The sequence below is a fragment of the Marinobacter caseinilyticus genome (genome assembly GCF_011074955.1).
Taxonomy (GTDB): Bacteria; Pseudomonadota; Gammaproteobacteria; order Pseudomonadales; family Oleiphilaceae; genus Marinobacter; species Marinobacter caseinilyticus.
The window spans coordinates 249,818-274,889 of record NZ_WUQJ01000031.1 but is presented as its reverse complement, the minus strand read 5'-3'; the positions used below and the strand labels follow the sequence as shown (position 1 = coordinate 274,889).

Genomic DNA, 25,072 nt, shown 5'->3' with positions numbered 1-25,072 from the left:
CAAATGACCGGCAACGAGGGCGTCTCTCGGCCGGCCGTTTACGCGCCGATATACGCCTTGCGAATCCGTTCATTGCCCAACATGGTTTCACGGTCACCTTCCATCACCAGACGGCCGTTTTCCATGACATAGGCCCGGCTGGCAATCTTGAGGGCCGCGAACGCATTCTGCTCGGCCAACAGGACGGTGGTCCCGAGACGGTTGATCTGTTTGATGGTCTCGAACATCTGCCGCACGATGAGTGGCGCCAACCCCAGCGAAGGCTCGTCCAACATCAGCAGCCTTGGCCGACTCATCATGGCCCGACCAATGGCCACCATTTGTTGTTGCCCACCGGACAGCGAGCCCGCTGGCTGGTCTTTTTTCTCCGCCAGGATCGGGAACAGCTGATACATCTCTTGCTGGCGCTGGCGATTACCCACCTTGTCGCGACGGTGCACATAGCCGCCGAGCATCAGATTCTGCGCCACGCTCATCTGCGGGAACAGCTTGCGGCCCTCGGCGCACTGCACGATGCCGGCCGACACGATTGCGCTCGGTTTCCGGCCACTGAGCCGCTGGCCCTCAAATTCCATGTCGCCGGCGGTGGGTTTGATCAAACCGCTGATGGCATTGAACAGTGTGGTTTTACCCGCTCCGTTCGCCCCCAGCAGTACCACCAGTTCGCCTGCGCCAATGGTCATATCAATATTGTTGAGGGCCTTGAAACTGCCGTAACAGACATCGAGTTGATTAAGCCTCAGCATCTTCGTCACTCCCAAGATAGGCTTCGATCACCAACGGATCGTTTTTCACTTCAGCCGGAGTGCCTTCGGCAATTTTTTCACCGTGATCCAACACCATGATCTTGTCGGCCATGCCCATGATCATGTCCATCTTGTGCTCAATCAGGCACACCGTCAGGCCATGTTGGATCATCTTGCGCATCAATGCCGCCAGGCCTTCGGTTTCCTCCGGGTTGACCCCGGCCGCCGGTTCGTCCAGCAGCAGAATTTTCGGTTCGGTCGCCAATGCCAGTGCAAACGCCACCCGTTTGCGCTCTTCCTGGGTGATGTCGGCGATGACCTGGTGTTCGACGTGGGACAGGCCGACAAAATCCAGCACCTCCCGGGCCTTGTCCCGGCACGCTTTCTCCTCGGCTTGCAAGCGGCGGGAGTTGATCAGCACGTCCCACAGCCCGGATTCGGTGCGCAGCCGGTGCCCCACAATCAGGTTGTCCAGCACTGTGGTCTGATCAAACAGGTTGGTGGTCTGAAAGGTTCGCCCCACTCCCAGCCGGGCAATGCGGTCGCAGCGCAGGGTGGTGACGTCCACTCCGTCCAGCCATATGGTGCCGGAAGTGGGCTTTTGAGCCCCGGAAATGAGGTTGAAGAAGGTACTTTTGCCGGCACCGTTAGGCCCGATGATGGCATTGATCTGATTGGCCTCGAATTCCACGGACACGTCGTTGACCGCCGCCAGGCCGCCAAACATCTTGGTGAGGTGACTCACTTTAAGCATTGTTTTCCGCCTCCTTGGCGCTGGTGGCCTTGGCCGCCTTGCGTTTTTGGGCGGGCACCAGGGTCTTGCGGTGAAGCCAGGTCAGGAAGGAGCCGACGATGCCTCGGGGGAAGAAAATCACCAGCAGCACCAGCAAGGGGCCGAAAATGATCATCCGATAGGCTTCCAGGAACTGCAGCGACTGGGTGATCCAGACGATCCCGATCGAGCCCAACAAGGGGCCAAACAGCGTGCCGATGCCACCCACCAGCAGGTAGGTGATCATGTCGAACGTGTGATTGATGTTGGCTTCTTCCGGCCCGATAAACCGTACCATACCCGCGTACAGGGCACCGGCCAGTCCGGCGTAGGTGGTCGACAATACAAACGCCAGTACCTTGTTGCGCATCAGGTTGATGCCCAGGGACTGGGCCAGTTCGTCACCGTTGCGGATGGCGATGAAGGTGCGGCCCAGCAGGGAGCGGGACAACCGGCCCATAAACCCGATGGCCAGCACCAGAAACGCCAGCACCAGATAATAGAACGGCACCGTCTCGGTGAAATCGACCAGGCCGAAACCATAGGGGGCCGCAATGTCACGAACGCCGATCGGGCCGTGAGTCAGCTCTTCCCACTTGTCCAGCAACAGGTAAATGATAAACCCGACGCAGAGGGTAAAGATGGCGAAGTAATGTTCCTTGAGCCGCAATGACACCACGCCCACCAGCAGCCCCAACACCGCGGTCATCACCATCGCGCCCACAAATGCCGGCCAGAAGCTCCAGCCGTAATCGGCGGTCAGCAACCCCAGCGTGTACGCGCCAATGGCAAAGAACCCACCGTGGGCCAGGTTCAGCTGGCCGCAATAACCGGTGATGATGTTGAGCCCGTACACCGCAATCGCCCATACAAAGGCAGTGGCCATCACGTAAACCTGATACTCGTTGGCGGCCAGCCAGGGGAACACCAGCGCCAATGCCAGCAGCGCCATTTTAGCACCGGGCTTCATTAGCAGGGTGGCGATTTTCAGCATCATATCAATGCGCTCCCTTGGCAAACAGGCCCTGGGGGCGCACCGACAGAATCACCACCAACAAGCCGAACGCGATGATGTCCTTGTAGGCGGTGGAGATATAGAAACCGCCAAAGGCTTCCGCAAAACCGATGATCATTCCGCCAGCGATGGCGCCGGGCACACTGCCCATGCCACCAAGAATGATGATGACAAAGGCCTTCATGATGACCAGGTGGCCCATGGCCGGATAGACCAGGTTGATCGGCGCATAGAGCGTCGCGGCGATGGCGGCCAGGGCGCCGGAAATCCCGAACGTCATCATCGCAACCCGGTTGGCGTCAATACCGACCAGGAAGGCACCCTCCCGATTCTGCGCCAGAGCGAGGATGGTGGCGCCGGTCATGGTCTTGCGGAGGAAGACTTGCAACAGCGCCACCAAGGTCAGCGCGCCGACGATGATGAGCAGCCGCTGCTCCGGAATGATCAGGCCATCAAAATTGAGAATGCCGGTAAACGGCGACGACATGCGCCGGAAGTCCGCGCCCCAGAACATCTGCACCAACGCTTCCAGAAACAACAGAATGCCGATGGCGGCAATTTTGTCGTGGATCGGTGGCGAGTGGCGCAGCGGGTGAAACACCAGGCGTTCGCAGATGATCGCCAATGCCGCCACGATTAGGGCTGAGCCGGCCATGGCAATCCAATAGTGGACCCCCACATCGACCATCAGAAAATACGACATGAAGGCGCCCACCATGTAGAGCGCGCCATGGGCAAAGTTGGGAATGTGAAGAATGCCGTAAACCAGCGTTAACCCGAGTGCGACCAGGCCATAGATACTGCCCAGGGTTAAGCCATTGATGATTTGCTGCAAGAACAGATTCAAGTCTGCCTCCCGGGGCGATTTGTTGTTGTCGGGATGTCAGGGCCAGGGACCTTCTGATTGAGTCTGTTGGCGATTCTGGCTCGCCCTGAAAGCCGGCATCGAGGCGAGGCTTTGCGGGACAGCTGGCTGCCTTTCAAGACCGCTCGACGCAGGGTCCGGTTGTCAGGGAGAACCCCTGCGGACACGCGTTGAGAGGCTCACTGGCCGCGCTACGGTTGTGGGCAAGGCCGTCGGCCATTACCGGCGAACCGGGCCTTGCCACTGCGCCTCTCGACACTTGCAGAATCGCCAACAGACTCAATCCGAGGTTCCCTAAGTCATTGGTTTTGTTTTATCTCAAGAGTAGACGCCACACGCCATCCGTCAACAAATAAAATCGTGTTTCGCTGTGCGGACCATGAATTGCAATTTTTGCCCGTTTTGAGTGACCGGCCCCATACAGTCGCCGGTCGCGCCTGCCCACGGATGACGGGCATCCGCGGGCCGGACCGTGCATTAACTCTGCTTTTTCCACTCCTGATCCTGCAATGCTTTCCACATCAGCTTGCCGGTCGGCGACTTCGGCAATTCGGTCACAAACTCGATGATTTCCGGCACCTTGTACGCGGCCATTTCCTCTTTGCACCAGGCCACGATGTCTTCGACCGTGGTGGTGCTGTCGGCTTCGGGGGTCAGTACGATGCAGGCTTTGACAGTCTCGCCCCGCTTCGGATGGGGTGACGAGATTATGCAGCACTCATGGATGGCCGGGTGCCGGTACATCAGGCTTTCGACCTCCGATGGCCAGACCTTGAAACCGGACGCGTTGATCATGCGCTTGACCCGGTCCACCATGAAGAAATAACCGTCTTCGTCGTAGTAGGCCAGATCGCCGGTCCGGAAGAACCGCTCGCCGTCCAGTTCGATAAACGCCGCATCAGTTTCCGCCGGCCGGTTCCAATAGCCCACCGTGACCTGGGGCCCGCGGCTGACGATTTCGCCCACTTCCCCGACGCCTTTTTCTTCCAGGGTCTCCAGGTCCACGATGCGGGAATCCACGTCGAACACCGGAATACCCAGGCACTGGGCCTTCGGATGATTGGGCGGGTTGATGTGGGTGGCCGCCATGGTTTCGGACAGACCATAGCCTTCGATGTAATCCAGCCCAGTCATGGCGTGGAGCTTTTCCGCAATGGTTTTGGGCATCGCCGCACCGCCACCCCCGATGGTGGTGAGACTGCTGAGGTCGTACTGGCCGATGTCCGGATTGGACAGGAAATCCACCGCCATGGTGACGATGTTGGTCCAGCCCGACACCCGGTAACGCTCAATCAGTTGGGCCGCCGTGGTGCGATTCCAACGCGTCATGATGACGCTGGTGGAGCCGCTGTAAATGGGGCTGTTCATCGAGCCCTGCATGCCGGTGACGTGGAAAAACGGCAGCGTGGCCAGTTGCACGGTATTGGCGGTGCTGAGGTTCCAGAATGCACGATGCACCGCCGTCGCCATCACCCCGCGGTGCACGTGCATGCAGCCTTTGGGCGCGCCGGTAGTGCCGGAACTGTAGGGGAACACCGCCAGGTCATCTGGCCCGGCGGTATGCTCGCCGGGGGTATGGCCGGCATTGAGCGCATCTTCCCAGGCCACGCAGCCGGGCACCGTCATCGGCTGGGCCGGCGCCGCCACTTCCGCGGGCAAGTCCAGATCGGTGGGCACTTTGAGGTAGGTGTTGTAGGCGGCGACCACCAGTTGCTGCAGGTCGGTGGTCGCCAGCAACGGCGTAATGAACCCGGCCAGTTCCTGACCGGCCAGGCCGATCCGGGCGCCCGTGTCGGCGATGTAGTGCTCAAGTTCGGCACTGCGGTTCATCGGGTTGACCGGGATTACCACCGCGTCGGCGCGCAGGATGGCGTAATAGCCGATGACGTACTGGGGCGAATTCTGCATGTACAGCAACACCCGGTCGCCCTTTTGCACACCCTGGGCCTGAAGATAGCCGGCCAGCGCCTCGACTTCGGACAGCAGGTCGCTGTAACGGATCTTGCTGTCGTAAAAGACAATGGCGGTGTGATCCGGGTAACGCTGGGCGGATATGGCCAGGTTGGTAAACACACTGGTCTTGGGCAGCGTCAGGGTCTTGGGCAGATCTTTCGGCCAAACCCCATAGTGTCGTGTAAACATCGTTATTGTTCTCCCGTTAACAAACGCAAAAATTCGAGTCGCCGGCGCGGGTCGGGCAGGCATTACAGCTCATTGAGCAGCAACCGGGCGACGCCACCGGGCAGTGTGCCGGGACCGCGCAACGGCGTGACTGCGATGGCGTTGTCCCGCAGCACCGAGACGTCGGCATCGGGCTCGACAATGTGGCGTGAGCTGCGCTCGAAACCGAGCCACCAGTAAGGCAAGTTGCGGCCATCCTGACCCGCCAGTAACTGCGTGCGCTGAATGGACCCGGTGGATTGCCGGGCCCAGCGCAGTTCGGTGATCTGGTCGGCCGCACAGGCCGGAAAATTCACATTCCAGCAGCAGGCCGGTTCAGGGTCTGACGGCCAGAGCGCGCGAATCACCTGCGCGCCCCAATGACGGACCGGTGACCAGTCAACGCCCTCACGATTGAAGAACGCCTGACTGAACGCGATCGCCGGAATGCCCATGTGTTCGGCGGTCAGCACCGCCCCGACGGTTCCGGAATACTGCACCGAATCGCTGATGTTGGCACCGCAGTTCACCCCGGACAGCACCAGATCGGGCGGCGAGTCGGCAAACCATTCCGCCAGCGCGAACAGCACACAGTCCGCCGGCGTGCCCGACAAGGCGTATTGGCGCTCGCCGTGCTGATAGACCCGCAATGGCGAGTGCAACGAAATGCTCTGGCCCGCGCCACTGCGATCGTGCTCCGGTGCCACCACCCAGACCTCGTCGGCCAGGGTGTGGGCCAGGGTGGTTAACACCTCCAGTCCGGGCGCGGCGATGCCGTCGTCATTGGTGATCAGGATGCGTTTGACGAGGGCGGTGCTCATGAGGCCACCCCCTGCTCGCCACGCTGGGCAATGCGCCAGCCGGCATCCGCCAGGATATGGGCGCGCCTGCCGACGTCGAGGGCATCGGCGTTGCTGGCGTTACCCTGCAGCGCCCGGGCGTAGACCCCTTGCAGAATGGCCGCCAACCGGAACAGTGAGAACGCCAGGAACACATGCCAATCCTCAATGCCGGCGCGCCCCGACTGCCGGCAATAGCGCTCAATGGCGGCCTGCTCGTCGGGAATCCCCAGCTCGATCAGGTCCTCGCCCACCACCCCGCGCATGCCAACCAGATCCGACGGCAAATGATACGGCAGGCAGAAATAGGCCAGGTCCGCAATCGGGTGGCCGAGGGTGGACAACTCCCAGTCCAGAATGGCCACCACGTCGGGGCGATCCTGTGCCAGCATCAGGTTGCCGAGACGGTAATCGCCATGGGCAATGGCGCACTCGTCGTGGCGCGGCAGGTGGTCGGGCAACCAGGCCATCAATTTGTCCATGGCCGGCAGGTCATCGGTGCGTGAGGCCTGATACTGTTTGGTCCAGCGTGCCAACTGGCGGGACACGTAGCCACTGGGTCGACCAAAGTCCCCCAGCCCGACGGCGTTGACGTCCACCGCGTGCAGCGTCGCCAGAGTGTCCATGGCGGCCTCATGCACGGGCCGACGCTCGGCCTTGTCCAGTTCCCGCAGCGCCGGATGGCTGATCACCCGACCGGGCATAAAATCCATTACATAGAACGGCGTGCCGATGACGCCACTGTCCTCGCACAGCACCCGGGTCCGGGGCACCGGCACGCGGGTGTGCTCCGACAGTGCCCGCATCACCTTGTACTCGCGCTCCACCATGTGGGCCGAGGGCAAGACCTTGCCCGGTGGTTTCTTGCGCAGCACGTAACGCCCACTGTCGGTATCCAGCAGGTATGTGGGGTTGGACTGGCCACCCTGGAACTGCTTGAGGGTAAGGGTGTCACCGATCCCCGGCATGGCGTCCTGCAGCCATGCCAGAAGCTTGGCCTCGTCCAGACGATGGGCGTCGAGCACATCGACCAATTGGGGTTCCTGATTCATTGCAGCTCCCGTTATTGCAAACTCAGCGCGCGTGAATACCGGCCTCGCGCACGCAATCTCATGGCGTGTGGCCCTAACACGCGGTTTCGCCGCCGTCGGCGACGATCACCTGACCGGTGATGTAGGCGCTGGCCGGGGCGGCCAGAAACACCGCCAAACCGGCAATATCGACGGGTTCGCCGATACGACGCAGGGGTGTTTTATCTTTTGCCCGCTGCACCCGCACCGGGTCTTCCAACAACGCCTTGGCAAAATCGGTCTGGATCAGACCCGGCGCAATGGCATTCACCCGGATGCCCTTGGGCCCCCACTCCACCGCCAGGTTCCGCGCCAGCGCCGCTTCAGCGGCCTTCGACACGCCGTAGGTGCCGATCACCGTGTTGCCCCGCAATCCGGCAATGCTGGACAGCATCACCACCGCGCCGCTGCCGCGTTCAGCCATACCCGGCAGCACCATCTGGGTCAGCCAGAAGGTGCCTTTGACGTTGGTGTCCATGATCTTGTCCCAGGCCTCGTCGGTCATGTCCTGGGTGGCACCGTAGACCGGGTTGGTGGCGGCGTTGCACACCAGCACATCGATCTGGCCCCAGGTTGCCAGGGTTTGATCCACCAGGTTCTGAAGCTCGTCCTTCTTGCCGACGTGGCAGGGGATGGCGGTGGCCTCAAAACCCTGGGCCTTGAGTTCGCCGGCGACCTGCTCGCAGGCCTCGGCTTTGCGGCTGGAAATCACCACTTTGGCGCCGCAGCGGGTCATTTCCTCGGCGATGGAACGGCCGATGCCCTTGGTGGAGCCGGTGATCAAGGCAACTTTGCCGGTCAAATCGAATAATGGGCTGGTCATGGTCAGGCTCCCTTTAATGTCCGGTCGCGGTGGCTTTTGGGTAGTCCCGCAGTTCAATCTTGGCGATGCTGTCCAGGTGCACCTCGTCCGGACCGTCGGCTAGGCGCAAGGTGCGGATGTGGGCCCAGGACGCCGCCAGGAAGCTGTCCTGACACACGCCCAACGCGCCGTGAGCCTGAATGGCCCGGTCCAGCACCGCCAACGCCATATTGGGCGCGGCCACTTTGATCATGGCAATTTCCTGACGGGCCACCTTGTTGCCGACGGTGTCCATCATGTGAGCCGCCTTCAGGGTGAGCAGCCGGGCCTGTTCAATCTCCATCCGCGAACGGGCGATGTCCTTGCGAATGGAATCAAACCGCACCAACTGCTTGCCAAAGGCTTCGCGTTCGTTGACTCGCTGGCACATGGCCTCGAGGGCGCGCTCGGCCACCCCGATGGTGCGCATGCAGTGATGAATTCGCCCCGGACCGAGGCGGCCCTGGGCGATTTCAAAACCCCGGCCTTCGCCGAGCAGGATGTTGGACGCCGGCACACGGACGTTGTCGTAGACGACTTCGGCGTGGCCGTGGGGGGCGTGGTCGTAACCAAATACCGTCAGCGGCCGCACGATGTTGACCCCGGGGGCGTCAAAAGGCACCAGGATCATGGATTGTTGCGCATGCCGGGGTGCGCTGGGATCGGTTTTGCCCATCACAATGGCAATCTTGCAGGTGGTGGTCATGGCACCGGACGACCACCATTTGCGGCCGTTGATCACGTATTCGTCGCCGTCCCGGCGAATTTCACAGGCGATGTTGGTGGCATCGGATGACGCCACCGCCGGCTCGGTCATTGAGAAGCAGGAACGAATCTCGCCGTTCAGCAGTGGCTTGAGCCACTGTTCCTGGTGCTCCGGGGTGCCATACCGCGCCAGCACTTCCATGTTGCCGGTGTCCGGCGCGGAGCAATTGAAAACTTCCGGCGCCAGGTGGGAGCGACCCATGATTTCACACAGGTGGGCGTACTCGAAATTGCTGAGACCGGCACCGTATTCGCTGTCCGGCAGGAACAGATTCCACAGGCCGGCAGCCTTGGCTTTGACTTTCAGCTCTTCCATGATCGCTGTCGGCGCCCAGCGGTTTTCCGCCTGGGCGATCTGTTCATGGTACCGGTGCTCATTGGGGTAAATATGCGCAACCATGAAGTCGGTCAGCTGTTGCTGCAATTGCTTGGCTTGATCTGAGAGTTCGAACATATTGGGTTGCCTCTTTCTGTATCTTTGTTGTTCCGTTGTGCTGTCACGCCTTGATTTGCCACGATCCGTCTGGCGAATCGTGGCTGGCCGGTCGTAGGCGATCAGGTCGTCTATAATCAGATTGGCACGCCTTCGGGCTTTTCGCTGCCGGATCGTATCCGAAAAGTGCCTTCGGCGATGGCCAGCAGATTACCGGCCTCATCGCGGGCCTCACCGGAACTGTTGAAAATTCGCTGCCCCCCGGCCCGTCGTTCGCCGGTGACCCGGATCACGCCACTGGAACACTGTCCGGTAAAGGTGGTGGTCAGGGACAGGGTGATGGCTTTGCGCATGCGCCCCGGGAATGGGCAGTACGTACCGGCCTCCGCCAGCACGATGTCCAGCAGCGACGTCAGCACACCGCCGTGGACCACGCCCCCGAGATTAATGTGCTTGGGCTGTAATTCCAGTTCCAGCACCGCCCGGTTTTCCTCCCAGGATACCTGGCGATAACCCAGCAAGCGGTGAAATCCAGGCAAGTCTTCGCTGCCACGGATCATGGTGTTAGCGAGGGTGTTCTCGTCGTTGTCGGTCATCAGACTTTCATCCCCGGCAAATTCAGTGATGCGGTATTGCCACCATCCACCGGCAGTGCCTGCCCGGTAATGTAGCTGGCGTCGTCGCTGGCCAGAAACAGGATGGCGGCGGCGATTTCTTCCGGCGCGCCGTAACGGCGCAACTCGCAGCGGGAGCCCAGCTTATGGGCTTTCTCGTTGGCGCGGGCGTAATCAAACACCGGCTGGGTCATGCCGGTTTCCACCAGGCCGGGACAAACTGCATTGACCCGCACATTGTCACCCCCCAAATCGCACGCCGCCGTCATGGTCAGGTTGATCACACCGGCCTTGGACGCACTGTAGGCGTTGCCGCCGGCGCCGGAGCGAATGCCCGCCACCGACGCGGTATTGACAATCGCGCCCTGTCGGCGGGCCTGCATGTGCGGCGCCACGTGCTTGATCAGCAACATCGTGCCGATCAGATTGACGCCGAGCACCCGCTCCCACTCGTCGCGGTCCTGGGCCGTGATTGGCGGATGCCCGCCACTGATGCCGGCGTTGTTGCACAACACATCAATCTGGCCAAAGCGGCGGATGACATCCGCCACCAGGGCGGTGACCTGGCTTTCATCCGCTACGTCCATTACCCGGCGCAGCACTTGGGTGCCCTCCCGCAGCAGGGCTTCGGTGTCCAGCAGGCCCGATTCGGACTGATCCACCAACACTACACTGGCGCCCTCACGGGCCAACCGCAGGGCGGTGGCCCGGCCGATACCGCTACCGGCGCCGGTAACCAGTGCTACCCGCTCGCTAAATCGCTTCATGACCAGGCTCCTTTTATCATTGTATGAGGTCATTGCCGTTAATACGGCTGGCGGCGACGCCAACTGCGCGTCTCGTCTGGTTAATTCGTTAACCGGCAGAGACCCTGGAGGCTGTGGGTGTCTGGCACGGTGGCGACGATTTGGCGGGCTCCAAATCGAGCCAGCGTGACGCAGCTATCTAAGCCCTCAGACACTCCCAACGGCCGGCGCCCAGATCCCTGGTCAGAGATTTTGGCGTCATACAGTGGATTAAAGAATTGACCAGACGAGACACTCAGCATTTAATTTGTCATGCCTTCCGGTTTTGAGTCAATATATTCGGAAATTAATTTCACTAGTCAAAACACAGCAATCATCAAAGGCTAAGAAATGAAAGATTCCGTGCAGAAAATGCCAGTCTATGCACCGCTGAACTCGCAGGAGTCTCTGGAACCGATTGGCAACCGGATCCAGCGCTACGCCACCAGCCAGCCTGACAAGCTCGCGCTGATCGACGGGGACCACACCCTGAACTGGCGCGCCCTGATTGATCGCGTCAACGCCATTGCCAACCAACTGCGGGCGTATGGCCTGCAAACCGGCGATACGGTGGCGGGCTTGTCGGAGAACAGCGCCGATTACGTTGCCCTGTACCTGGGCACCCTGGTGGCCGGCGGCTGCATGGTGCCCTTGTCGGGCATGGCCAGTGGCGAGTCCCTGGCGCTTATGATCAATGACTGTGAGGCGCATTTTCTGTTTCTCTCCCGACGCAACGAGGGCCTGTACGAAGAAATTCAGGAAGACCTGCTCAACATAGCCTCGGACCAGCGCATCGGGCTGGATTTCCGGCCCTCGGACAGCGGCGTTACACTGCCGGACTGGCTTGCCAACGCGTCCATTGAGGCGTTACCCGCCGACGTCACCCTGGACGACGCCTTCAATATTATTTACAGCTCTGGCACCACCGGCACGCCCAAGGGCATTCTGCACGATTACCGTTTCCGGTCCCGGCAGATCAAACGCATGACCAGCAATGGTCTGGACGGCAAGGCGATCAATCTGGTGTCGACGCCACTGTACTCAAACACCACGCTGGTGTCGGCGCTGCCCACACTGTTTAACGGGGGCACACTGGTGCTGATGGCAAAATTTGATGCCCAGCGGTTTCTCGAACTGGCCCAAAATCACCGGGTGACCCACGCCATGCTGGTGCCCGTTCAAATCCAGCGGCTTTTGGCGGAACCCAACTTCGATCGCTTTGATCTTTCCAGCTTCAAACTCAAGCTCTCCACCAGCGCGCCCTTGCGGGCAGAGGTGATCCGCGATGCCATGGCCCGCTGGCCTGGCAATCTGCTGGAGGTTTACGGGCTCACCGAAGGTGGCATTTCCACCAGTCTCGACTGCGGCCAGTACCCGGACAAGTGGGGCACGGTCGGGCAACCGACCGAAGGCTCTGAAGTCCGCATTCTCGATGAACAGGGGAACGCGCTGGCGGTCGGCGAAATTGGTGAGATTGCCGGTCGTGCCGGCGCCATGATGCGGGGCTACTACCACCGCGAGGCGCAAACCCGGGACATGATCTGGACCAGCCCGGAAGGCGATGTGTTCTATAAGAGTGGTGATATGGGGCGACTGGACGAGGACGGCTTCCTGACCATTCTCGACCGCCGAAAGGACATGATTATTTCAGGCGGCTTCAACATTTATGCAGTGGATCTGGAAAAGGTGCTGCTCAGCCATCCGGCGGTTGCCGATGTGGCCGTTATCGGCATTCCCAGCGACCGATGGGGCGAGACACCCCTGGGGTTGGTGGTCCGAAAACCCCAAATGAACGACCGGGAAGCCGACATCCTGGCCTGGGCCAACGACCGCCTGGGCAAAGCCCAACGCCTGGCGGCCATTGAGTTCCGGGAAACCTTGCCACGCAGCACCATCGGCAAGGTACTGAAGCGGGAGCTGCGGGCTACCTACTGGAACGAGTAACCCGGTGGCCACCGCCCATGGCCACGGGGTGGCACGACGAGGAGGTTGCCCGTATTGATTCGAGGTGCGTCAGCGCCTTGTCTGGTTACTTCGCTGGCCTGAAAAGCCACCGCCTGATCAGCCACTGCAGGGCGCCACACTAGTGACCCCGTGACAGCCTGACTGACAGCATGTCCTTCCAGTCGCGGGACAATTCCGGAATGAGCACCGCCCGCGCCATGATGGCTTGGCTCTCACGACACGTTCTGTCGTAAACCGCCCGGTACAGCGCCTTCACACTGAGCCCGGAGGCGCCTTGCCGGACGACTGTCACGGAGTCTCCGGCGGCAATATATCCCTCGGACAACACCCGGAGATACACGCCGGTCTCGGCATGGGCACTGAACATCCGGGGCATGGTTTTTTGGCCGACTGCCAGACCCAGTTTAAAGCAGGGTACCCGGGGTTGAGACACTTCCAGCAGGCAACTCCCGATGCGCAGCTGATCACCAATGTGCAGCGCCGACTCGTCAAGGCCGGCGATGGTCAGGTTTTCACCAAACGTACCCGGCGACAGGTCCGGCGGTCCCAGGACCTCTCGCCAGTAGGGGTAGTGGTCGGATGAGAAGGCGTACACGGCTTTGTCCTCGCCGCCGTGATTCTTCAGGTCGGCCTGCCGGTCGCCCGCCAGGTTGGTTTTTGACAGATAGACGGGGCCCCGGACCGGCTGCTTAAAAATCCCGGTGGACAACGTATTGCCCTCATAGTCGACGTTCCTGGGTACGGATACGTTCACCGATACGACCTCCATCGCCCCCTCCCTCAACGAATGTCGCCACCCACTCGGCGGCTCAATCGAGCTTTCCCACAGTGTAGCGGTATTTCACTGTGTGGTGACCCCTGCCGGGTTCATCGCATGGCGGCAAGGTACTTTGAGAGTCTATCCACCGGGAGACTGCCGCTGAGAGACTACCCGTTGCGGTACGGGGCGCCCGCGTTAGCGCTTGCGTGAACCAATGGCGGCCAGGGCCTGCTGGCAATCGTCCGAGCGCAGGCGCGCGCCAAAGGCTTCCCGCTCCCGGTTCAGAGCCGCCAGCATGCTCTCTTGCCACGGCGCCTTGAGCAATTGCTTGCTGGTTCGTAAGGCCTCCCGGGGCTTGCCGGTCAGTTTCCGTGCCTGCGTCAGGGCCGCTGCAGTGGCTTCGCCGTCGGTTACAAGTTGGCTGGCCAGGCCACAGGCAAGGGCCTCGCTGCCGGAAAGAGTGTCCCCCATCAGCAACAGACCGCTGGCCTGACGAAAACCCAGGTGCAGGGGCATGGTGACGGTGGAGGCGGCTTCCGGGCACAGCCCGAGGTCCACAAACGGGGTCCTGAAGACAGCGGATTCGGCCGCCACCACCGCATCGCAATGCATCAGCAGGGTGGTACCGATGCCGATGGCGAGCCCCTCCACCCCGGCAATCACCGGCGTATGGCACATCATCAGTCGCTCGATCAGGGCCAGACCCGCCGACGGCTCTGGATTTTCCTCGGCAGCCCGGGTACGAAAATCGTCCAGGTCGTTACCGGCGGTAAACACATTACCGGCACCGGTAATCACGATGGCGTGCACAGAGTCGTCCCCGGCGGCCTGATCCACCGCCTCTGTCAGAGTCTCGTACATGCTGCGCGTGAGGGCGTTCTTTTTTTCGGGACGATCAATAATCAGGTGGACCAGTCCGCGCTCTTGCTCGATTCGAATCATCCGGCGTCTCCCAATTGCGTTGATTTGTACATTGCATCGAATTTGCGAAATACTGTTTCACAAATTGTACGGTTAATCCATGTTCGTGCACCGTTCGATGCCCTGACCCAGTTCTATTGGAGCTCCGATGACGTTTCATACCCTCAGTTGTTTTGATCTCGCCGACGGCATCCGGCATCGCCGCTATACCGCCGAGACGGTACTGGATCATTTTCTGGAGCGGATTGAACGCCTCAACCCCGAGCTCAATGCGGTGGTGGTGATTCAGTCCGAAACCGCCAGACGTCAGGCTCAAGCCGCCGATGCCGCGGCCGAGCGGGGCGAAAGCTGGGGCCCGTTGCACGGTGTGCCCATGACCATCAAAGAAACCTTTGAGCTTGAAGGCTGGCTTACCACCAGCGGCCACGGCAAGCTGCGGCAGCACGTCTCCACCCGCACCGCGCCAGCCGTGCAACGGCTGATCGACGCGGGCGCCATTATCATGGGCAAGACCAACGTGCCGGAACTGGCCGGAGACCTGCAAAGCTACAACAGCCTGTACGGCACCACCCGCAACCCCTGGGACGTCAAGCTTACGCCCGGCGGCTCCTCTGGCGGCGCTGCAGCGGCCTTGGCGGCGGGCCTGACGCCGCTGGAACTGGGCAGCGACATCGGCGGCTCGATTCGCACCCCGGCGGCTTTCTGTGGCGTGTACGGCCTCAAACCGACCTATGGCCTGGTACCCACACGCGGCCACATTCCCGGCCCACCGGGCAATCTGGCACATCGGGACATCACCGTGGCCGGCCCCATGGCTCGCCATCTGGACGACCTGGAACAGGCGCTGATGTTGCTGGCAGGGCCCGACGACGACTTGGCGCCGGGGTGGCAGATCGCCTTGCCGGCGGCGCGCGAAATCCCACTGACCCAGTATCGCGTTGCCACCTGGGTTGACGATGACTACGCCCCGGTGGATGCAGCGGTCCGGACGGGTTTGCAGCAAGTGATCGCGTCGCTGCAAGCGCTTGGCGCCTCAATCACGCCTGATGCCCGACCGGTGGGGTGGTCGCTGAAGAGAATCGACGCGTTGTATTACGACCTGTTGGCCGGTGTCATCGGTGGCGGACTGGCGCCGGCCATGCACGACAAACTCACCGAGTTCGCCACCACGTCGCGCCAGAATGATTACCGCACGCGCTTTGCCCGGGGCGCCACCCAGTCCCACGCACACTGGCTTGCGCAGGATGAACAGCGAGCCCAGCTGCAGGCCCGTTGGGCTGAGTTTTTCCAGCACTACGATGTGCTGTTGTGTCCGGTCATCAACACGCTGCCGTTCCCCCACTCGCAGGACCGTCCGGCCACTGACCGTACCCTGACCATCAACGGTCAACCCAGACCCTATCTGGAGGCAACCGTCTGGGCCGGGCTGGCCGCCGTCGCCGGCTTGCCCGCCCTCAGTGTTCCGATCGGGCTCTCACCGGAAGGCCTGCCGCTGGCGGTACAGATCGTCGGGCCGAAATTCAGCGACCGCACGCTGATCGAGTATGCCCGACAGCTGCAAAACGCCGGCGTCACCCGCCGTGTCCTGTCCACCTGAGGCCTCAACCTGCCGAGTCGCCAATGTGACAGGGTACGGCGGCAAGCAAGGCGTGGCGCAGGGTTCGCTGGCCCCGAACCGAGCCGCCACGGCCTGTGCCAGCCATCGCATCGGTGAACCGACACGATGTGCCGCGATGTTCTATCCTAAGTGAAGAGAACTTAAACCACCGTGCTATTGCAAATAACCATCCATGTGATAAATTCGGAGAACGGTGATTCGTTCTGCAACCACTAGTACCGCAGTGCGAAACGCGACACAGAAAACGCAGTCTCTGCTTTTTTGACAACAACAAGAGGTCGACCCATGCACACGCTGACTCACTACCGAAGAAAACTGACCGTTTATGCCTCTGCCCTGACGCTGGGAATATCCGCCGTCCTGACTAGCGGCGCGGTCCTGGCCCAGGAAACCTTCACCTGGAAGGTACAATCCCACTGGCCGGGCGCCAGCAGCTCCTACACCGACAGTCTGGTTCGGTTGAAGAATGTTCTGGAAGAACGCACCGATGGCCGACTGAAGCTCACCCTGTACGAATCCGGCGCGCTGTTCAAGGCTCAGGAAACGTTCAACGCTGTCAGCCGTGGCATCCTTGAAATGGGCACCATTTCACCCGCGTACGCGCAAGATAAGATGACCCTGGCAGGCATCGCCTCCGGCCTGCCGTTTGCTTTCCGCAATGTCTGGGAAGCCGCCTACTTCCATCAGGGCCTTGGCTTTGAACAAATGCTCCGGGATGAAGCCGCTCAATATGGCGTTTACTGGGCCACGGACAAGGTCTACCCCACCGAGATGGTGGTGAAAAACCCAATCAAGACCTGGGACGACTTCACCCGCCTCAAGATTCGGTCTTCCGGTGCTCTGCAGAAGTTCCTGACCGAAGCCGGTGCGGCGGCCTCTTACATTCCGGGCGGCGAGTTGTATTCCGCACTGGACTCCGGCGTGGTTGACGGTGCCCATTGGGGCGCAGCACAAGGGGCCTACAGCATGGGCCTGTACGAGGTGGCGAAATACCACGTGCAGCCAGGCCTGAACATCGCCGGCACGGACGCCATCATCGTCAGTCAGAAAGCGCTGGATAAGCTGCCCGAAGACATGCAGCTGATCGTCAAGCAGGCTTTGGCCGAGCAGTTCTGGGTTCGCACCAATGAGTACCTGTTCAAAGAGCGTGTCACCCTGGCCAAAGCCATCAAAGAAATGGGCGTTGAGGTCAACACTCTGCCGGACGACGTTCAGAACCGGCTGGTCAAAACTGCCCAGTCCATGTGGGATGAAGAAGGCAAGCGCAGCGATAAGGCTCAGGAAGCACTCGATATGCTGAAAGCCTACCTGACCGAACTCGGTTACCTGTAAGCCAACACCCCAGTGCCGGGTACTCCTGTGCGAGTGCCCGGTTTTTCCTCGTTTTTTTTGCCGTCCCGGAGGTTGCCATGCGTGCGCTCACTGCATTCATGAACGGCGTCACCCGTCTGAACGATTTTATCGGTCGATGGGTTGCCTGGTTAGTCGCTGCCATGTTTGTTCTGCTGCTGCTGGAAGTAGGCTTCCGCTACCTGCTCAATGCACCCACCGTGTGGACCAATGAGTTGACGCAGATGCTGTTTGGCGTTTACGCCATTCTGTCCGGTGGTTACATCATGGCCCACAGAGGCCATGTCAACGTGGACCTGCTGTATTCGCATTTCGGCCGCCGCACCCGGGCCGGTCTGGATATCTTCACCTCCATCGTGTTTTTCATTTTTACCCTGGCCCTGCTGTACTTCGGCGCCGACATGGCGCAGGAATCGATTCGCAACCTTGAGACCACTTATTCTGCCTGGAATCCGCCGATCTGGCCGATCAAGGCCGCCATTCCACTGGGCGCTGGCTTGCTGGTGCTCCAGGGCGTCGTCAAATTACTGCAGGACATCGCCATTGCCTTCAATCTCAGCTACTACACGCCTGAGCCGGAAGAAGAAGCAGGAGAGCACGTGTGAGTATTGAAATTCTGACCCTGCTGTTTTTTGGCTCCCTGCTGTTTTTCCTGATTCTCGGGTTGCCGCTGGCTTTCGTGCTGGGCGGTGTCTCGGTTGTATTTCTATATTTCACCTGGGGGTTTGACTCCTTCTACATGGTGTCGTCCCAGATCTGGGGCACCATGGGCAGTTTCACCCTGGTGGCCATACCGCTGTTTGTGTTTATGGCGATGATTCTGGAGCGCACCGGCGTCGCCAACGACCTTTACCGCATGATGTACCTCTGGTGGGGCGGTGTGCGCGGCGGCCTCGCCATCGGCACCCTGTTTATCTGTGCGATTTTTGCCGCCATGTGCGGCATCAGCGGCGCGGCCGTGGTGGCCATGGGCACCATTGCCCTGCCGTCGATGCTGGAGCGGGGCTACGACAAAAACATGGCCCTGGGCTGCATCAACACCGGCGGTGGCTGGGGCATACTGATCCCCCCCAGCATCCTGATGATTCTGTACGCCCTGATTACCGGCGTCTCCGTCGGCAAGATGTTTGCCGCCGGGGTCCTGCCGGGCATTCTGCTGATGGTGCTGACCATCGGCTATATTGTGATTCGCTGCTACTTCCAGCCCCATCTGGCACCCGCCCTGCCACCGGAGGAACGTGCTTCCTGGCCTGAGAAATTCCGTGCCCTGCGCAGTGTGATTCTGCCCATCCTGATTGTGGTCATGGTGCTGGGCTCGATCATTGGTGGTATCACCACGCCCACCGAGGCCGCCGCTGTCGGGGTGCTGGGGGCGCTGATTTCCGCGCTGGTGTATCGCAAGTTTACCTGGGGCCTGATTCAGGAAGCCTCGATCCGCACCTTCAAGCTGACCGGTATGATCATGTGGATTCTGTTTGCCGCCCACGCCTTCAGCGCGGCTTACCAGAGCATGGGCGCCCAGGAATTGATTGAGGGCTTCGTGCAGATGATCCCCGGTGGCCCGTGGGGCATTATCCTGTCGATGATGCTGATCACGTTCCTGCTGGCGATGGTGCTCGACCCGGTCGGCATCATGCTGATCACACTGCCGGTGTTCATGCCCATTGTTGAATCCCTGGGCTTTGATCCGATCTGGTTCGGCATCCTGTTCGTGATCAACATGGAAATCGGCTACATGACGCCACCGTTCGGCTTCAATCTGTTTTACCTGAAAGGGGTGGTGCCTCCGAGCATCACCATGAAGGACATTTACGGCTCGATCATTCCGTTTGTGCTGGTGGAGATTGTCGGGCTCGGGTTGATCATGATCTTCCCCAGTATCGCCACCTACTTGCCCAACCTGTTCTTCTAGTTGCCGCAATGACCTGTCCCGCAGGGCGCTTGCCTTGCGGGACACCTTTCCTCCCCGCCACCCTGAAGGCCCGGCAACCAGCCGTGGGTCAGCGGTCACGGGCGCCGCAATTGACATTTACTTTACAGCGACGGATTTCCTATCTTTAATGGTAACGGCTTCTTGGCAGCAATTCGGTCAGAGCAGTAGCTCCCTCCTTGTGCTAACCAACACTGTGCTAACAAAAACATCAAAGGACGTCTTTCATGGGTTTGACCCGGCTGTACTCCAACCTGTCCATAGGGCGAAAACTCGTCATTGGTTTCACACTGTTGATCGTGCTGGCGGTACTGATTGGCCTTACCGGCCTGCAAACCATCACTCGTTATGGGGAACGGTCCGCCATTGTCTCGGCAACCAGCAGCATCAAATCGGCCCTGTTGAGTGCACGAATCGAGGAGAAAAACATTCTGCTTCGCAAAAGCGAGCAAGATGTTGAAAAAGCACAACTACTGAGCCAGGAGGTCATTGATCAGGCCGATCGGCTGCAACAACAGCTGGTCGTACCGAGCGACCTGGAGTTGCTGGCAACCATTGAAGATGGCACCCAGCGCTACCAGGCGCTGCTGGAAGAGATGGCCGCCGTCGTGGTCGCCCGCGCGCAGGCCATTAACACTCTCGAAGACGACGCCTGGAAACTGGAAGGCCGTCTCAGTATCGAGGAAGACCTGTTTGCTGCCAACTCGGTCCTGAAACAGCTGCGCAGGGACGAGCGTGGCTACCTGATGAACAACCAGACCGACGTGCTGATGAATTTTGACGTGACCGCCGACCGCGCCATCCGCACCATCAAATCGTCCTCTCTCGATGACGATTTCAAAGGCCAGATCGTGGACCTGTTCAACCTCTACCTGGATGATTTCAAGGCCACCATCAGCATCAATCAGACCTCACAGGAGCTGGAGGCAGCCATGGTCGCGGTTGCGCGCGCCAGCGTCGAGGCGGCCGAGACTCTGCAGGCCATCCAGTTGGCCAAAATGGACGACGCCCGCACTCAGGCCGTTACCATGATCATTGCCGCCACCGCGGCCGTGATCGCGCTGGGCATCCTGCTGGCGGTGGCACTGACGCGCAGTATTGTGCGGCCTATCCGCGAAGCGGTTAACGTGGCGCAAGAAGTTGCCAACGGTGATCTGCGCACCCAGGTCAGCAGCCGACGCGGCGACGAGCTGGGCCAGTTGCTGAATGCCCTGGGGGCCATGGTGACCAACCTGCGGGAACTGGTGCAGGGCATTAACGCCGGCGCCACCAACATTGCGTCATCGGCCGAGGAACTGTCCACCGTAACCCGGCAGGCCAGCGCCGGTGTCACCCAGCAACGGGATCAAACCGACCAGGTAGCCACCGCCATGAACGAAATGGTGGCCACGGTCAATGAAGTTGCCCGCAGTGCAGAGGAAGCCTTCAGTGCCGCCGGCCACGCCAGCGAAAAATCCACCGTCGGAGAACACGCGGTCGGCGAAACCCTGTCCTACGTGACCAAGCTCAACACCGAAGTTGAGAACGCCACGACCCGCATCCGGGGCCTGCAAACGGATACCCACAACATTGGCTCGGTGCTGGATGTGATCAAATCGGTGGCGGACCAGACCAACCTGTTGGCGCTGAATGCCGCCATCGAAGCCGCCAGGGCCGGCGAACAGGGTCGCGGCTTTGCAGTTGTGGCGGATGAAGTGCGCTCGCTCGCCAAACGCACGCAGTCCTCGGCGTCCGAGATCGAGAAGCTGATCGGCAATCTGGTGTCCAGTGCCGAATCGTCGGTCAAAACCATGGAATCCGGTACTGCCCTGGCCAACCAGACGCTGACCAGCGCGCGCTCCACCGGGGATACGATCAAGGACATCGGTCTGGCGGTCGAGGAGATCCGGCAATACAACAACCAGATTGCCACCGCAGCGGAGGAGCAGTCGTCGGTGGCCGAAAACATCAATGAGAATGTCACTCTGATCCGGGACGTCAGCGATCAGTCGGCCACCTCGACCGAGCAAGTGGCGAGCGCCAGCAATGAGCTGGCGCAATTGGGGGAAAGTCTGCGTGAGCAGGTTGCCCGGTTCCGAATCTGAACCGGGGCCGGCGCTCCCTTAGCTGATCGGTGACGTGGCCCGATCAAGGTATTCGCCGTAACCGGCCTCGGCCATTTCGGACTTCGGAATGAACCGCAGGGCGGCGGAGTTCATGCAGTACCGCAGACCGGTTGGCGGCGGGCCATCGTTAAACACATGGCCCAGGTGGGAATCCGCCAGCGCGCTGCGAATCTCGATGCGCACGCCAAACAGGGACCGGTCTTCTTTCTCGACCACCACATCCGGGCTGATGGGGCGCACAAAGCTCGGCCAACCGGTGCCTGACTTATACTTGTCGGCGGAGGAGAACAGCGGCTCGCCGGAAACCACATCCACATAGATACCGGGGCGTTTTTCGTCCCAATACTCGTTGTTAAAGGGCTTTTCGGTGCCGTCTTCCTGCGTCACACGGTATTGCAGCGGTGTCAGTGTTGCCTTCAGTTCCTCTTTGCTGGGCTTGCGGTACGACTGCGGTTCCGCCGCCTGTTTGCTCATATCCGAGCCCATGGCACCGGGACGGAATTGGCTGTAATCGATGTTACGGTCTTCGCCCCAGATCTTGTCGACAAACTGATAGCGGCCTGAGTTGAAGGTGTAGACCTTGTAGCGCACCGGATTCGTCAAGTAGTAGTCCTGATGGTAGGCCTCGGCATTGTAGAACGACTCGAACGGTACGATCTCGATCACCACCGGCTTGTCGTAACGACCACTGGCGGCCAGCGCAGCTTTCGATGCTTCGGCGATGCGTTTCTCTTCCGCATTGTGGTAGAAGATGGCCGGACGGTACTGCTGGCCACGGTCCACAAACTGGCCATTGGCGTCGGTCGGGTCCATGGTGCGCCAGAGCCGTTGCAGCAAGCCTTCATAGGTAATCACCTTGGGGTCGTAATAGACCTGGACGGCTTCGGTATGGCCGGTTCTGCCAGACGATACCTGCTTATACGTCGGGTCTACTTCGTCACCGCCGCTATAGCCGGACACGGCTTCCACGACGCCGGGCAGCTCTTCAAAACTGGCTTCCACACACCAGAAACAACCACCGGCAAACGTCGCGACGCTGAGCGACGGATCGTCCGGGGCGTACTTGCTATCCTTCATCTCATCCTTTGCGCTGACCTGAAAGCCAACGAGCCCGGCGACCAATGCCAATGCGGCAAATACAATTGGACGTCTCATAATTTCACCTCTTTTGCTGGATGCACACTCTGCCGTGACTAACGGCCTACGTTTTGTTCATGAGGCCAGTGTGCCGATAAACCTTCACGCATTGATCTATAAGTTATTACGATTGTATAACGCTCGCGGGATCAGTCCGGAGGCAAATCAGGCAGCCTGATGCAACGGCAGACGGATAATAAAGACCGCGCCCCTGGCCTCGCGGTTATGCGCCTCAATGTGCCCGCCCTGCAGGTCCATGATGCGTTTTGCAATGGCCAGACCCAGTCCGGCATGGCCACTGGCATTGCGGGCGCTGCCTCGGTAAAAGGCATCAAAAATATGCGGCAGGTCCTGCTCGGAAACCCCTGGCCCAGAATCCGCCACGCTGACCGTCAGCCAGTGCGGATCAGCGCTCATGGCCAGATCCACTGAGCCGCCTTCCGGGCTGTAGGTAATGGCGTTGCTGATCAGGTTGTCCAGGACCCGCTCGGTCATGCCCAGATCGCCATACGCCAGAGGCAACGACGTGGGCCCGGAGAGCGCCAGGTTGACCTGCTTCTTCTCCGCTTCCGGCGCGTGTTTATGAGCTACGTCGTGAATCAGCTCGGCCGGTGCAAACGGTTCCGGTGCCGGTTTCTTTTCTCGGGCTTCCAGCGCCGCCAGCTCAAACAGTTCGTCCACCAGATGACTCAAGCGTCGACCCTCATCGAGAGCGATATCCAGAAACCGTTCCTGCTCTGCCACCGACAGCTTGTCGCGCTTCAGTCGCAGGCTTTCCACATAGCCCTGCATCGAGGCCAGCGGCGTCCGAAGGTCGTGGGACACTTGCGCCACCAGCCGCCGGCGCAGGGCGTCTTTCTCCTGCAGTTCATCAATCTGGCAGGCAATACGCTGGGCCATGTGATCAAACGTCACGCCCAGGTAGTCGATCTCGTCCCGGGTAACCGGGCGTTGCTGCTGCCAGGTCTGGTGCGGCTGATGGCTCATACCGGTGTTTTCAAACTGTTCCACCAGTCCCGTCAGCTGACGCAACCGTCGGGTCAGTAACCGAAACACCGCCAGCCCCGCCAGCATGCCGAAGACCAGACTGATGGTGACTGCCCAGGCGCTCATTTCAATGAAGTGATCACTGCGGGCCAGCCATTCGGCGGCATCGTATTCCTCACCCCGGAGGACCACGTATAAATAACCCTCCGGCGCATCGGCGGACGGCACCTCGGTCACGGAAAACACTTTTTGCCGATCATGGCTGCGCGGGTCATCGCCCAGCACCGGGTAGGCGGTCATGTCCGCCAGCAGTGTCCTGATCGGCGCCATGGACACCCGGTTACGCTTGATCTTGTCCGGGTCCGCCGAGTAGGACAGGATCTTGCCGTCCAGGTCGAGCAGGTATATTTCAATGCTGGGGTTGATGGTCATGTAGAGCGAGAACAGCTCTTTCAGGGCTTTTTCGTCGAGACGGCCTTCGTAGACCAGATTGCGGTCCTGAACCAGCTTTTTGGCCAGATCGCGGTTCAGTTCCTGATTCAGCGAGGCGTTGTACTCACGCAGCGAATACAGACTGATGGACGAATACACCAGCCCCACCGCAATCAGCAGCACAAACAGGCCCAGGGCGAGCCGGGTATAGAGTGTTTTAAGCATGATGTTTATTCTCGAAACCGGTAACCGACGCCCCAGACGGTCTGGATAAAGTAAGGATTGGCCGGGTCTCGCTCAATCTTGCCGCGCAAGCGATTAATATGGGTGTTGACGGTATGCTCATACCCTTCGTGGTTATACCCCCAGACCGTATCCAGCAATTGCATGCGGCTGAACACCCGGCCCGGGTGACTGGCGAAATGCCAGAGCAGGTCAAACTCGCGAGCGGTCAGGTCAACCTCGGCGCCGCCCACCTGCACCTTGCGACGGGCCGGATCAATCCGGAGGCCCTCGCACTCAATGACTTTATTTTCGGTGGCAGTCTCAGGCGTGGCTGCCATGGCGTCCACCCGACGGAACAGGGCCTTCACCCGGGCCGCCAGCTCGGCCACGCTGAACGGTTTGGTGAGATAGTCATCAGCGCCCATTTCAAGCCCGAGCACCCGGTCCAGTTCGGTGCTTTTCGCGGTTAACATCAGTACCGGCGTATACCCGGGGTCTGACCGGATCTCCCGGCACACCGCCAAACCGTCAAGACCCGGCAGCATGATGTCCAGTACCACCAGGTCAATGCCACCCTGACGATAGCGTGCCAGGCCGGTATCACCCCGGTCGGCGACCTCCACCAAACACCCCAGATCCTCCACATGCATACGAACGAGCTGGGCGATGCCGGGGTTGTCTTCAATTATGAGTACGGTGCGTGTCATAGACTCTCGATGTGTCGTGATCGGTGCCCG

At 60.4% G+C, this 25,072-nt stretch carries 22 protein-coding genes; 6 read left to right on the top strand and 16 right to left on the bottom strand.

The annotated features are described in order from the left end of the window. Positions 1-38 precede the first annotated feature (38 nt). The 11 genes from GRX64_RS16470 to GRX64_RS16420 form a co-directional block, all read right to left on the bottom strand. The gene (locus GRX64_RS16470) at positions 39-746 is read right to left on the bottom strand and encodes an ABC transporter ATP-binding protein (RefSeq protein WP_166268824.1); all 708 of its coding nucleotides are present in this window, start codon (positions 744-746) and stop codon (positions 39-41) included. Next, positions 733-1,500 (bottom strand): ABC transporter ATP-binding protein, encoded by a 768-nt coding sequence (locus GRX64_RS16465; RefSeq protein ID WP_166268823.1) that lies wholly within the window; start codon positions 1,498-1,500, stop codon positions 733-735. Before GRX64_RS16465 ends, GRX64_RS16470 begins: the two co-directional genes overlap by 14 nt. Continuing rightward, positions 1,493-2,515, bottom strand: coding sequence for a branched-chain amino acid ABC transporter permease (locus GRX64_RS16460; RefSeq protein WP_207308823.1), 1,023 nt, complete (start codon positions 2,513-2,515; stop codon positions 1,493-1,495). The genes GRX64_RS16465 and GRX64_RS16460 overlap by 8 nt, the downstream gene beginning before the upstream one ends. Before the next feature lies 1 nt (position 2,516). Next, entirely contained in the window at positions 2,517-3,380 is an 864-nt protein-coding gene (locus GRX64_RS16455; protein ID WP_166268822.1) for a branched-chain amino acid ABC transporter permease, read from the bottom strand. A 495-nt stretch (positions 3,381-3,875) separates the two neighbouring features. Continuing rightward, positions 3,876-5,540, bottom strand: a complete 1,665-nt coding sequence (locus GRX64_RS16450; protein WP_166268821.1) for a long-chain fatty acid--CoA ligase — start codon at positions 5,538-5,540, stop codon at positions 3,876-3,878. 62 nt (positions 5,541-5,602) lie between these two features. Continuing rightward, positions 5,603-6,379 (bottom strand): 5'/3'-nucleotidase SurE, encoded by a 777-nt coding sequence (gene surE / locus GRX64_RS16445; RefSeq protein WP_166268820.1) that lies wholly within the window; start codon positions 6,377-6,379, stop codon positions 5,603-5,605. Continuing rightward, entirely contained in the window at positions 6,376-7,449 is a 1,074-nt protein-coding gene (locus GRX64_RS16440) for a phosphotransferase (protein WP_166268819.1), read from the bottom strand. The genes surE and GRX64_RS16440 overlap by 4 nt, the downstream gene beginning before the upstream one ends. Before the next feature lie 73 nt (positions 7,450-7,522). Then, on the bottom strand, positions 7,523-8,290 hold the full coding sequence (locus GRX64_RS16435) for an SDR family NAD(P)-dependent oxidoreductase (RefSeq protein ID WP_166268818.1): 768 nt from the start codon (positions 8,288-8,290) through the stop codon (positions 7,523-7,525). Between the two features lie 13 nt (positions 8,291-8,303). Next, positions 8,304-9,527, bottom strand: a complete 1,224-nt coding sequence (locus tag GRX64_RS16430) for an acyl-CoA dehydrogenase family protein (protein WP_166268817.1) — start codon at positions 9,525-9,527, stop codon at positions 8,304-8,306. A gap of 116 nt (positions 9,528-9,643) precedes the next feature. Continuing rightward, complete coding sequence (locus tag GRX64_RS16425) at positions 9,644-10,102, bottom strand: PaaI family thioesterase (protein ID WP_235937723.1); 459 nt, start codon at positions 10,100-10,102, stop codon at positions 9,644-9,646. Beyond that, positions 10,102-10,887, bottom strand: coding sequence for an SDR family NAD(P)-dependent oxidoreductase (locus GRX64_RS16420; protein ID WP_166268816.1), 786 nt, complete (start codon positions 10,885-10,887; stop codon positions 10,102-10,104). Before GRX64_RS16420 ends, GRX64_RS16425 begins: the two co-directional genes overlap by 1 nt. A 369-nt stretch (positions 10,888-11,256) precedes the next feature. Between GRX64_RS16420 and GRX64_RS16415 the strand changes: the two genes are divergently transcribed. Further along, on the top strand, positions 11,257-12,849 hold the full coding sequence (locus GRX64_RS16415) for a class I adenylate-forming enzyme family protein (protein ID WP_166268815.1): 1,593 nt from the start codon (positions 11,257-11,259) through the stop codon (positions 12,847-12,849). 139 nt (positions 12,850-12,988) lie between these two features. On the opposite strand, the gene GRX64_RS16410 is transcribed toward GRX64_RS16415, so the two are convergent. Together GRX64_RS16410 and GRX64_RS16405 are read right to left on the bottom strand one after the other, a co-directional pair. Beyond that, on the bottom strand, positions 12,989-13,639 hold the full coding sequence (locus GRX64_RS16410) for an MOSC domain-containing protein (protein ID WP_166268814.1): 651 nt from the start codon (positions 13,637-13,639) through the stop codon (positions 12,989-12,991). Between the two features lie 186 nt (positions 13,640-13,825). After that, on the bottom strand, positions 13,826-14,572 hold the full coding sequence (locus GRX64_RS16405) for an enoyl-CoA hydratase/isomerase family protein (protein ID WP_166268813.1): 747 nt from the start codon (positions 14,570-14,572) through the stop codon (positions 13,826-13,828). Positions 14,573-14,699: 127 nt separating this feature from the next. Between GRX64_RS16405 and GRX64_RS16400 the strand changes: the two genes are divergently transcribed. The 5 genes from GRX64_RS16400 to GRX64_RS16380 all read left to right on the top strand — a co-directional run bounded on the left by GRX64_RS16400 (position 14,700) and on the right by GRX64_RS16380 (position 21,533). Continuing rightward, a complete protein-coding gene (locus GRX64_RS16400; RefSeq protein WP_166268812.1) occupies positions 14,700-16,148 on the top strand; it encodes an amidase in 1,449 nt (482 codons plus the stop codon). A gap of 306 nt (positions 16,149-16,454) precedes the next feature. After that, positions 16,455-17,501: a TRAP transporter substrate-binding protein DctP gene (gene dctP / locus GRX64_RS16395; protein WP_166268811.1), complete on the top strand. Its 1,047-nt coding sequence runs from the start codon at positions 16,455-16,457 to the stop codon at positions 17,499-17,501. A gap of 77 nt (positions 17,502-17,578) precedes the next feature. Further along, the gene (locus GRX64_RS16390; protein ID WP_166268810.1) at positions 17,579-18,124 is read left to right on the top strand and encodes a TRAP transporter small permease subunit; all 546 of its coding nucleotides are present in this window, start codon (positions 17,579-17,581) and stop codon (positions 18,122-18,124) included. Beyond that, positions 18,121-19,431 (top strand): TRAP transporter large permease, encoded by a 1,311-nt coding sequence (locus GRX64_RS16385; RefSeq protein ID WP_166268809.1) that lies wholly within the window; start codon positions 18,121-18,123, stop codon positions 19,429-19,431. The genes GRX64_RS16390 and GRX64_RS16385 overlap by 4 nt, the downstream gene beginning before the upstream one ends. Before the next feature lie 245 nt (positions 19,432-19,676). Next, a complete protein-coding gene (locus GRX64_RS16380; protein ID WP_166268808.1) occupies positions 19,677-21,533 on the top strand; it encodes a HAMP domain-containing methyl-accepting chemotaxis protein in 1,857 nt (618 codons plus the stop codon). A gap of 18 nt (positions 21,534-21,551) precedes the next feature. Here the strand turns inward: GRX64_RS16380 and msrB are convergent, their stop codons facing one another. The 3 genes from msrB to GRX64_RS16365 form a co-directional block, all read right to left on the bottom strand. Then, positions 21,552-22,709, bottom strand: coding sequence for a peptide-methionine (R)-S-oxide reductase MsrB (msrB, locus tag GRX64_RS16375; protein ID WP_166268807.1), 1,158 nt, complete (start codon positions 22,707-22,709; stop codon positions 21,552-21,554). Between the two features lie 147 nt (positions 22,710-22,856). Then, complete coding sequence (locus tag GRX64_RS16370; protein ID WP_166268806.1) at positions 22,857-24,335, bottom strand: sensor histidine kinase; 1,479 nt, start codon at positions 24,333-24,335, stop codon at positions 22,857-22,859. 5 nt (positions 24,336-24,340) lie between these two features. Then, positions 24,341-25,042 (bottom strand): response regulator transcription factor, encoded by a 702-nt coding sequence (locus GRX64_RS16365; protein ID WP_166268805.1) that lies wholly within the window; start codon positions 25,040-25,042, stop codon positions 24,341-24,343. Positions 25,043-25,072 lie beyond the last annotated feature (30 nt).

What these genes read in the sequence shown, in the direction of transcription:
- GRX64_RS16470 (WP_166268824.1), bottom strand. Translation starts at nt 746, where the DNA reads ATGCTGAGGCTTAATCAACTCGATGTCTGTTACGGCAGTTTCAAGGCC.
- GRX64_RS16465 (WP_166268823.1), bottom strand. Translation starts at nt 1,500, where the DNA reads ATGCTTAAAGTGAGTCACCTCACCAAGATGTTTGGCGGCCTGGCGGCG.
- GRX64_RS16460 (WP_207308823.1), bottom strand. Translation starts at nt 2,515, where the DNA reads ATGATGCTGAAAATCGCCACCCTGCTAATGAAGCCCGGTGCTAAAATG.
- GRX64_RS16450 (WP_166268821.1), bottom strand. Translation starts at nt 5,540, where the DNA reads ATGTTTACACGACACTATGGGGTTTGGCCGAAAGATCTGCCCAAGACC.
- surE (WP_166268820.1), bottom strand. Translation starts at nt 6,379, where the DNA reads ATGAGCACCGCCCTCGTCAAACGCATCCTGATCACCAATGACGACGGC.
- GRX64_RS16440 (WP_166268819.1), bottom strand. Translation starts at nt 7,449, where the DNA reads ATGAATCAGGAACCCCAATTGGTCGATGTGCTCGACGCCCATCGTCTG.
- GRX64_RS16435 (WP_166268818.1), bottom strand. Translation starts at nt 8,290, where the DNA reads ATGACCAGCCCATTATTCGATTTGACCGGCAAAGTTGCCTTGATCACC.
- GRX64_RS16430 (WP_166268817.1), bottom strand. Translation starts at nt 9,527, where the DNA reads ATGTTCGAACTCTCAGATCAAGCCAAGCAATTGCAGCAACAGCTGACC.
- GRX64_RS16425 (WP_235937723.1), bottom strand. Translation starts at nt 10,102, where the DNA reads ATGACCGACAACGACGAGAACACCCTCGCTAACACCATGATCCGTGGC.
- GRX64_RS16420 (WP_166268816.1), bottom strand. Translation starts at nt 10,887, where the DNA reads ATGAAGCGATTTAGCGAGCGGGTAGCACTGGTTACCGGCGCCGGTAGC.
- GRX64_RS16415 (WP_166268815.1), top strand. Translation starts at nt 11,257, where the DNA reads ATGAAAGATTCCGTGCAGAAAATGCCAGTCTATGCACCGCTGAACTCG.
- GRX64_RS16410 (WP_166268814.1), bottom strand. Translation starts at nt 13,639, where the DNA reads ATGGAGGTCGTATCGGTGAACGTATCCGTACCCAGGAACGTCGACTAT.
- GRX64_RS16405 (WP_166268813.1), bottom strand. Translation starts at nt 14,572, where the DNA reads ATGATTCGAATCGAGCAAGAGCGCGGACTGGTCCACCTGATTATTGAT.
- GRX64_RS16400 (WP_166268812.1), top strand. Translation starts at nt 14,700, where the DNA reads ATGACGTTTCATACCCTCAGTTGTTTTGATCTCGCCGACGGCATCCGG.
- dctP (WP_166268811.1), top strand. Translation starts at nt 16,455, where the DNA reads ATGCACACGCTGACTCACTACCGAAGAAAACTGACCGTTTATGCCTCT.
- GRX64_RS16390 (WP_166268810.1), top strand. Translation starts at nt 17,579, where the DNA reads ATGCGTGCGCTCACTGCATTCATGAACGGCGTCACCCGTCTGAACGAT.
- GRX64_RS16380 (WP_166268808.1), top strand. Translation starts at nt 19,677, where the DNA reads ATGGGTTTGACCCGGCTGTACTCCAACCTGTCCATAGGGCGAAAACTC.
- msrB (WP_166268807.1), bottom strand. Translation starts at nt 22,709, where the DNA reads ATGAGACGTCCAATTGTATTTGCCGCATTGGCATTGGTCGCCGGGCTC.
- GRX64_RS16370 (WP_166268806.1), bottom strand. Translation starts at nt 24,335, where the DNA reads ATGCTTAAAACACTCTATACCCGGCTCGCCCTGGGCCTGTTTGTGCTG.
- GRX64_RS16365 (WP_166268805.1), bottom strand. Translation starts at nt 25,042, where the DNA reads ATGACACGCACCGTACTCATAATTGAAGACAACCCCGGCATCGCCCAG.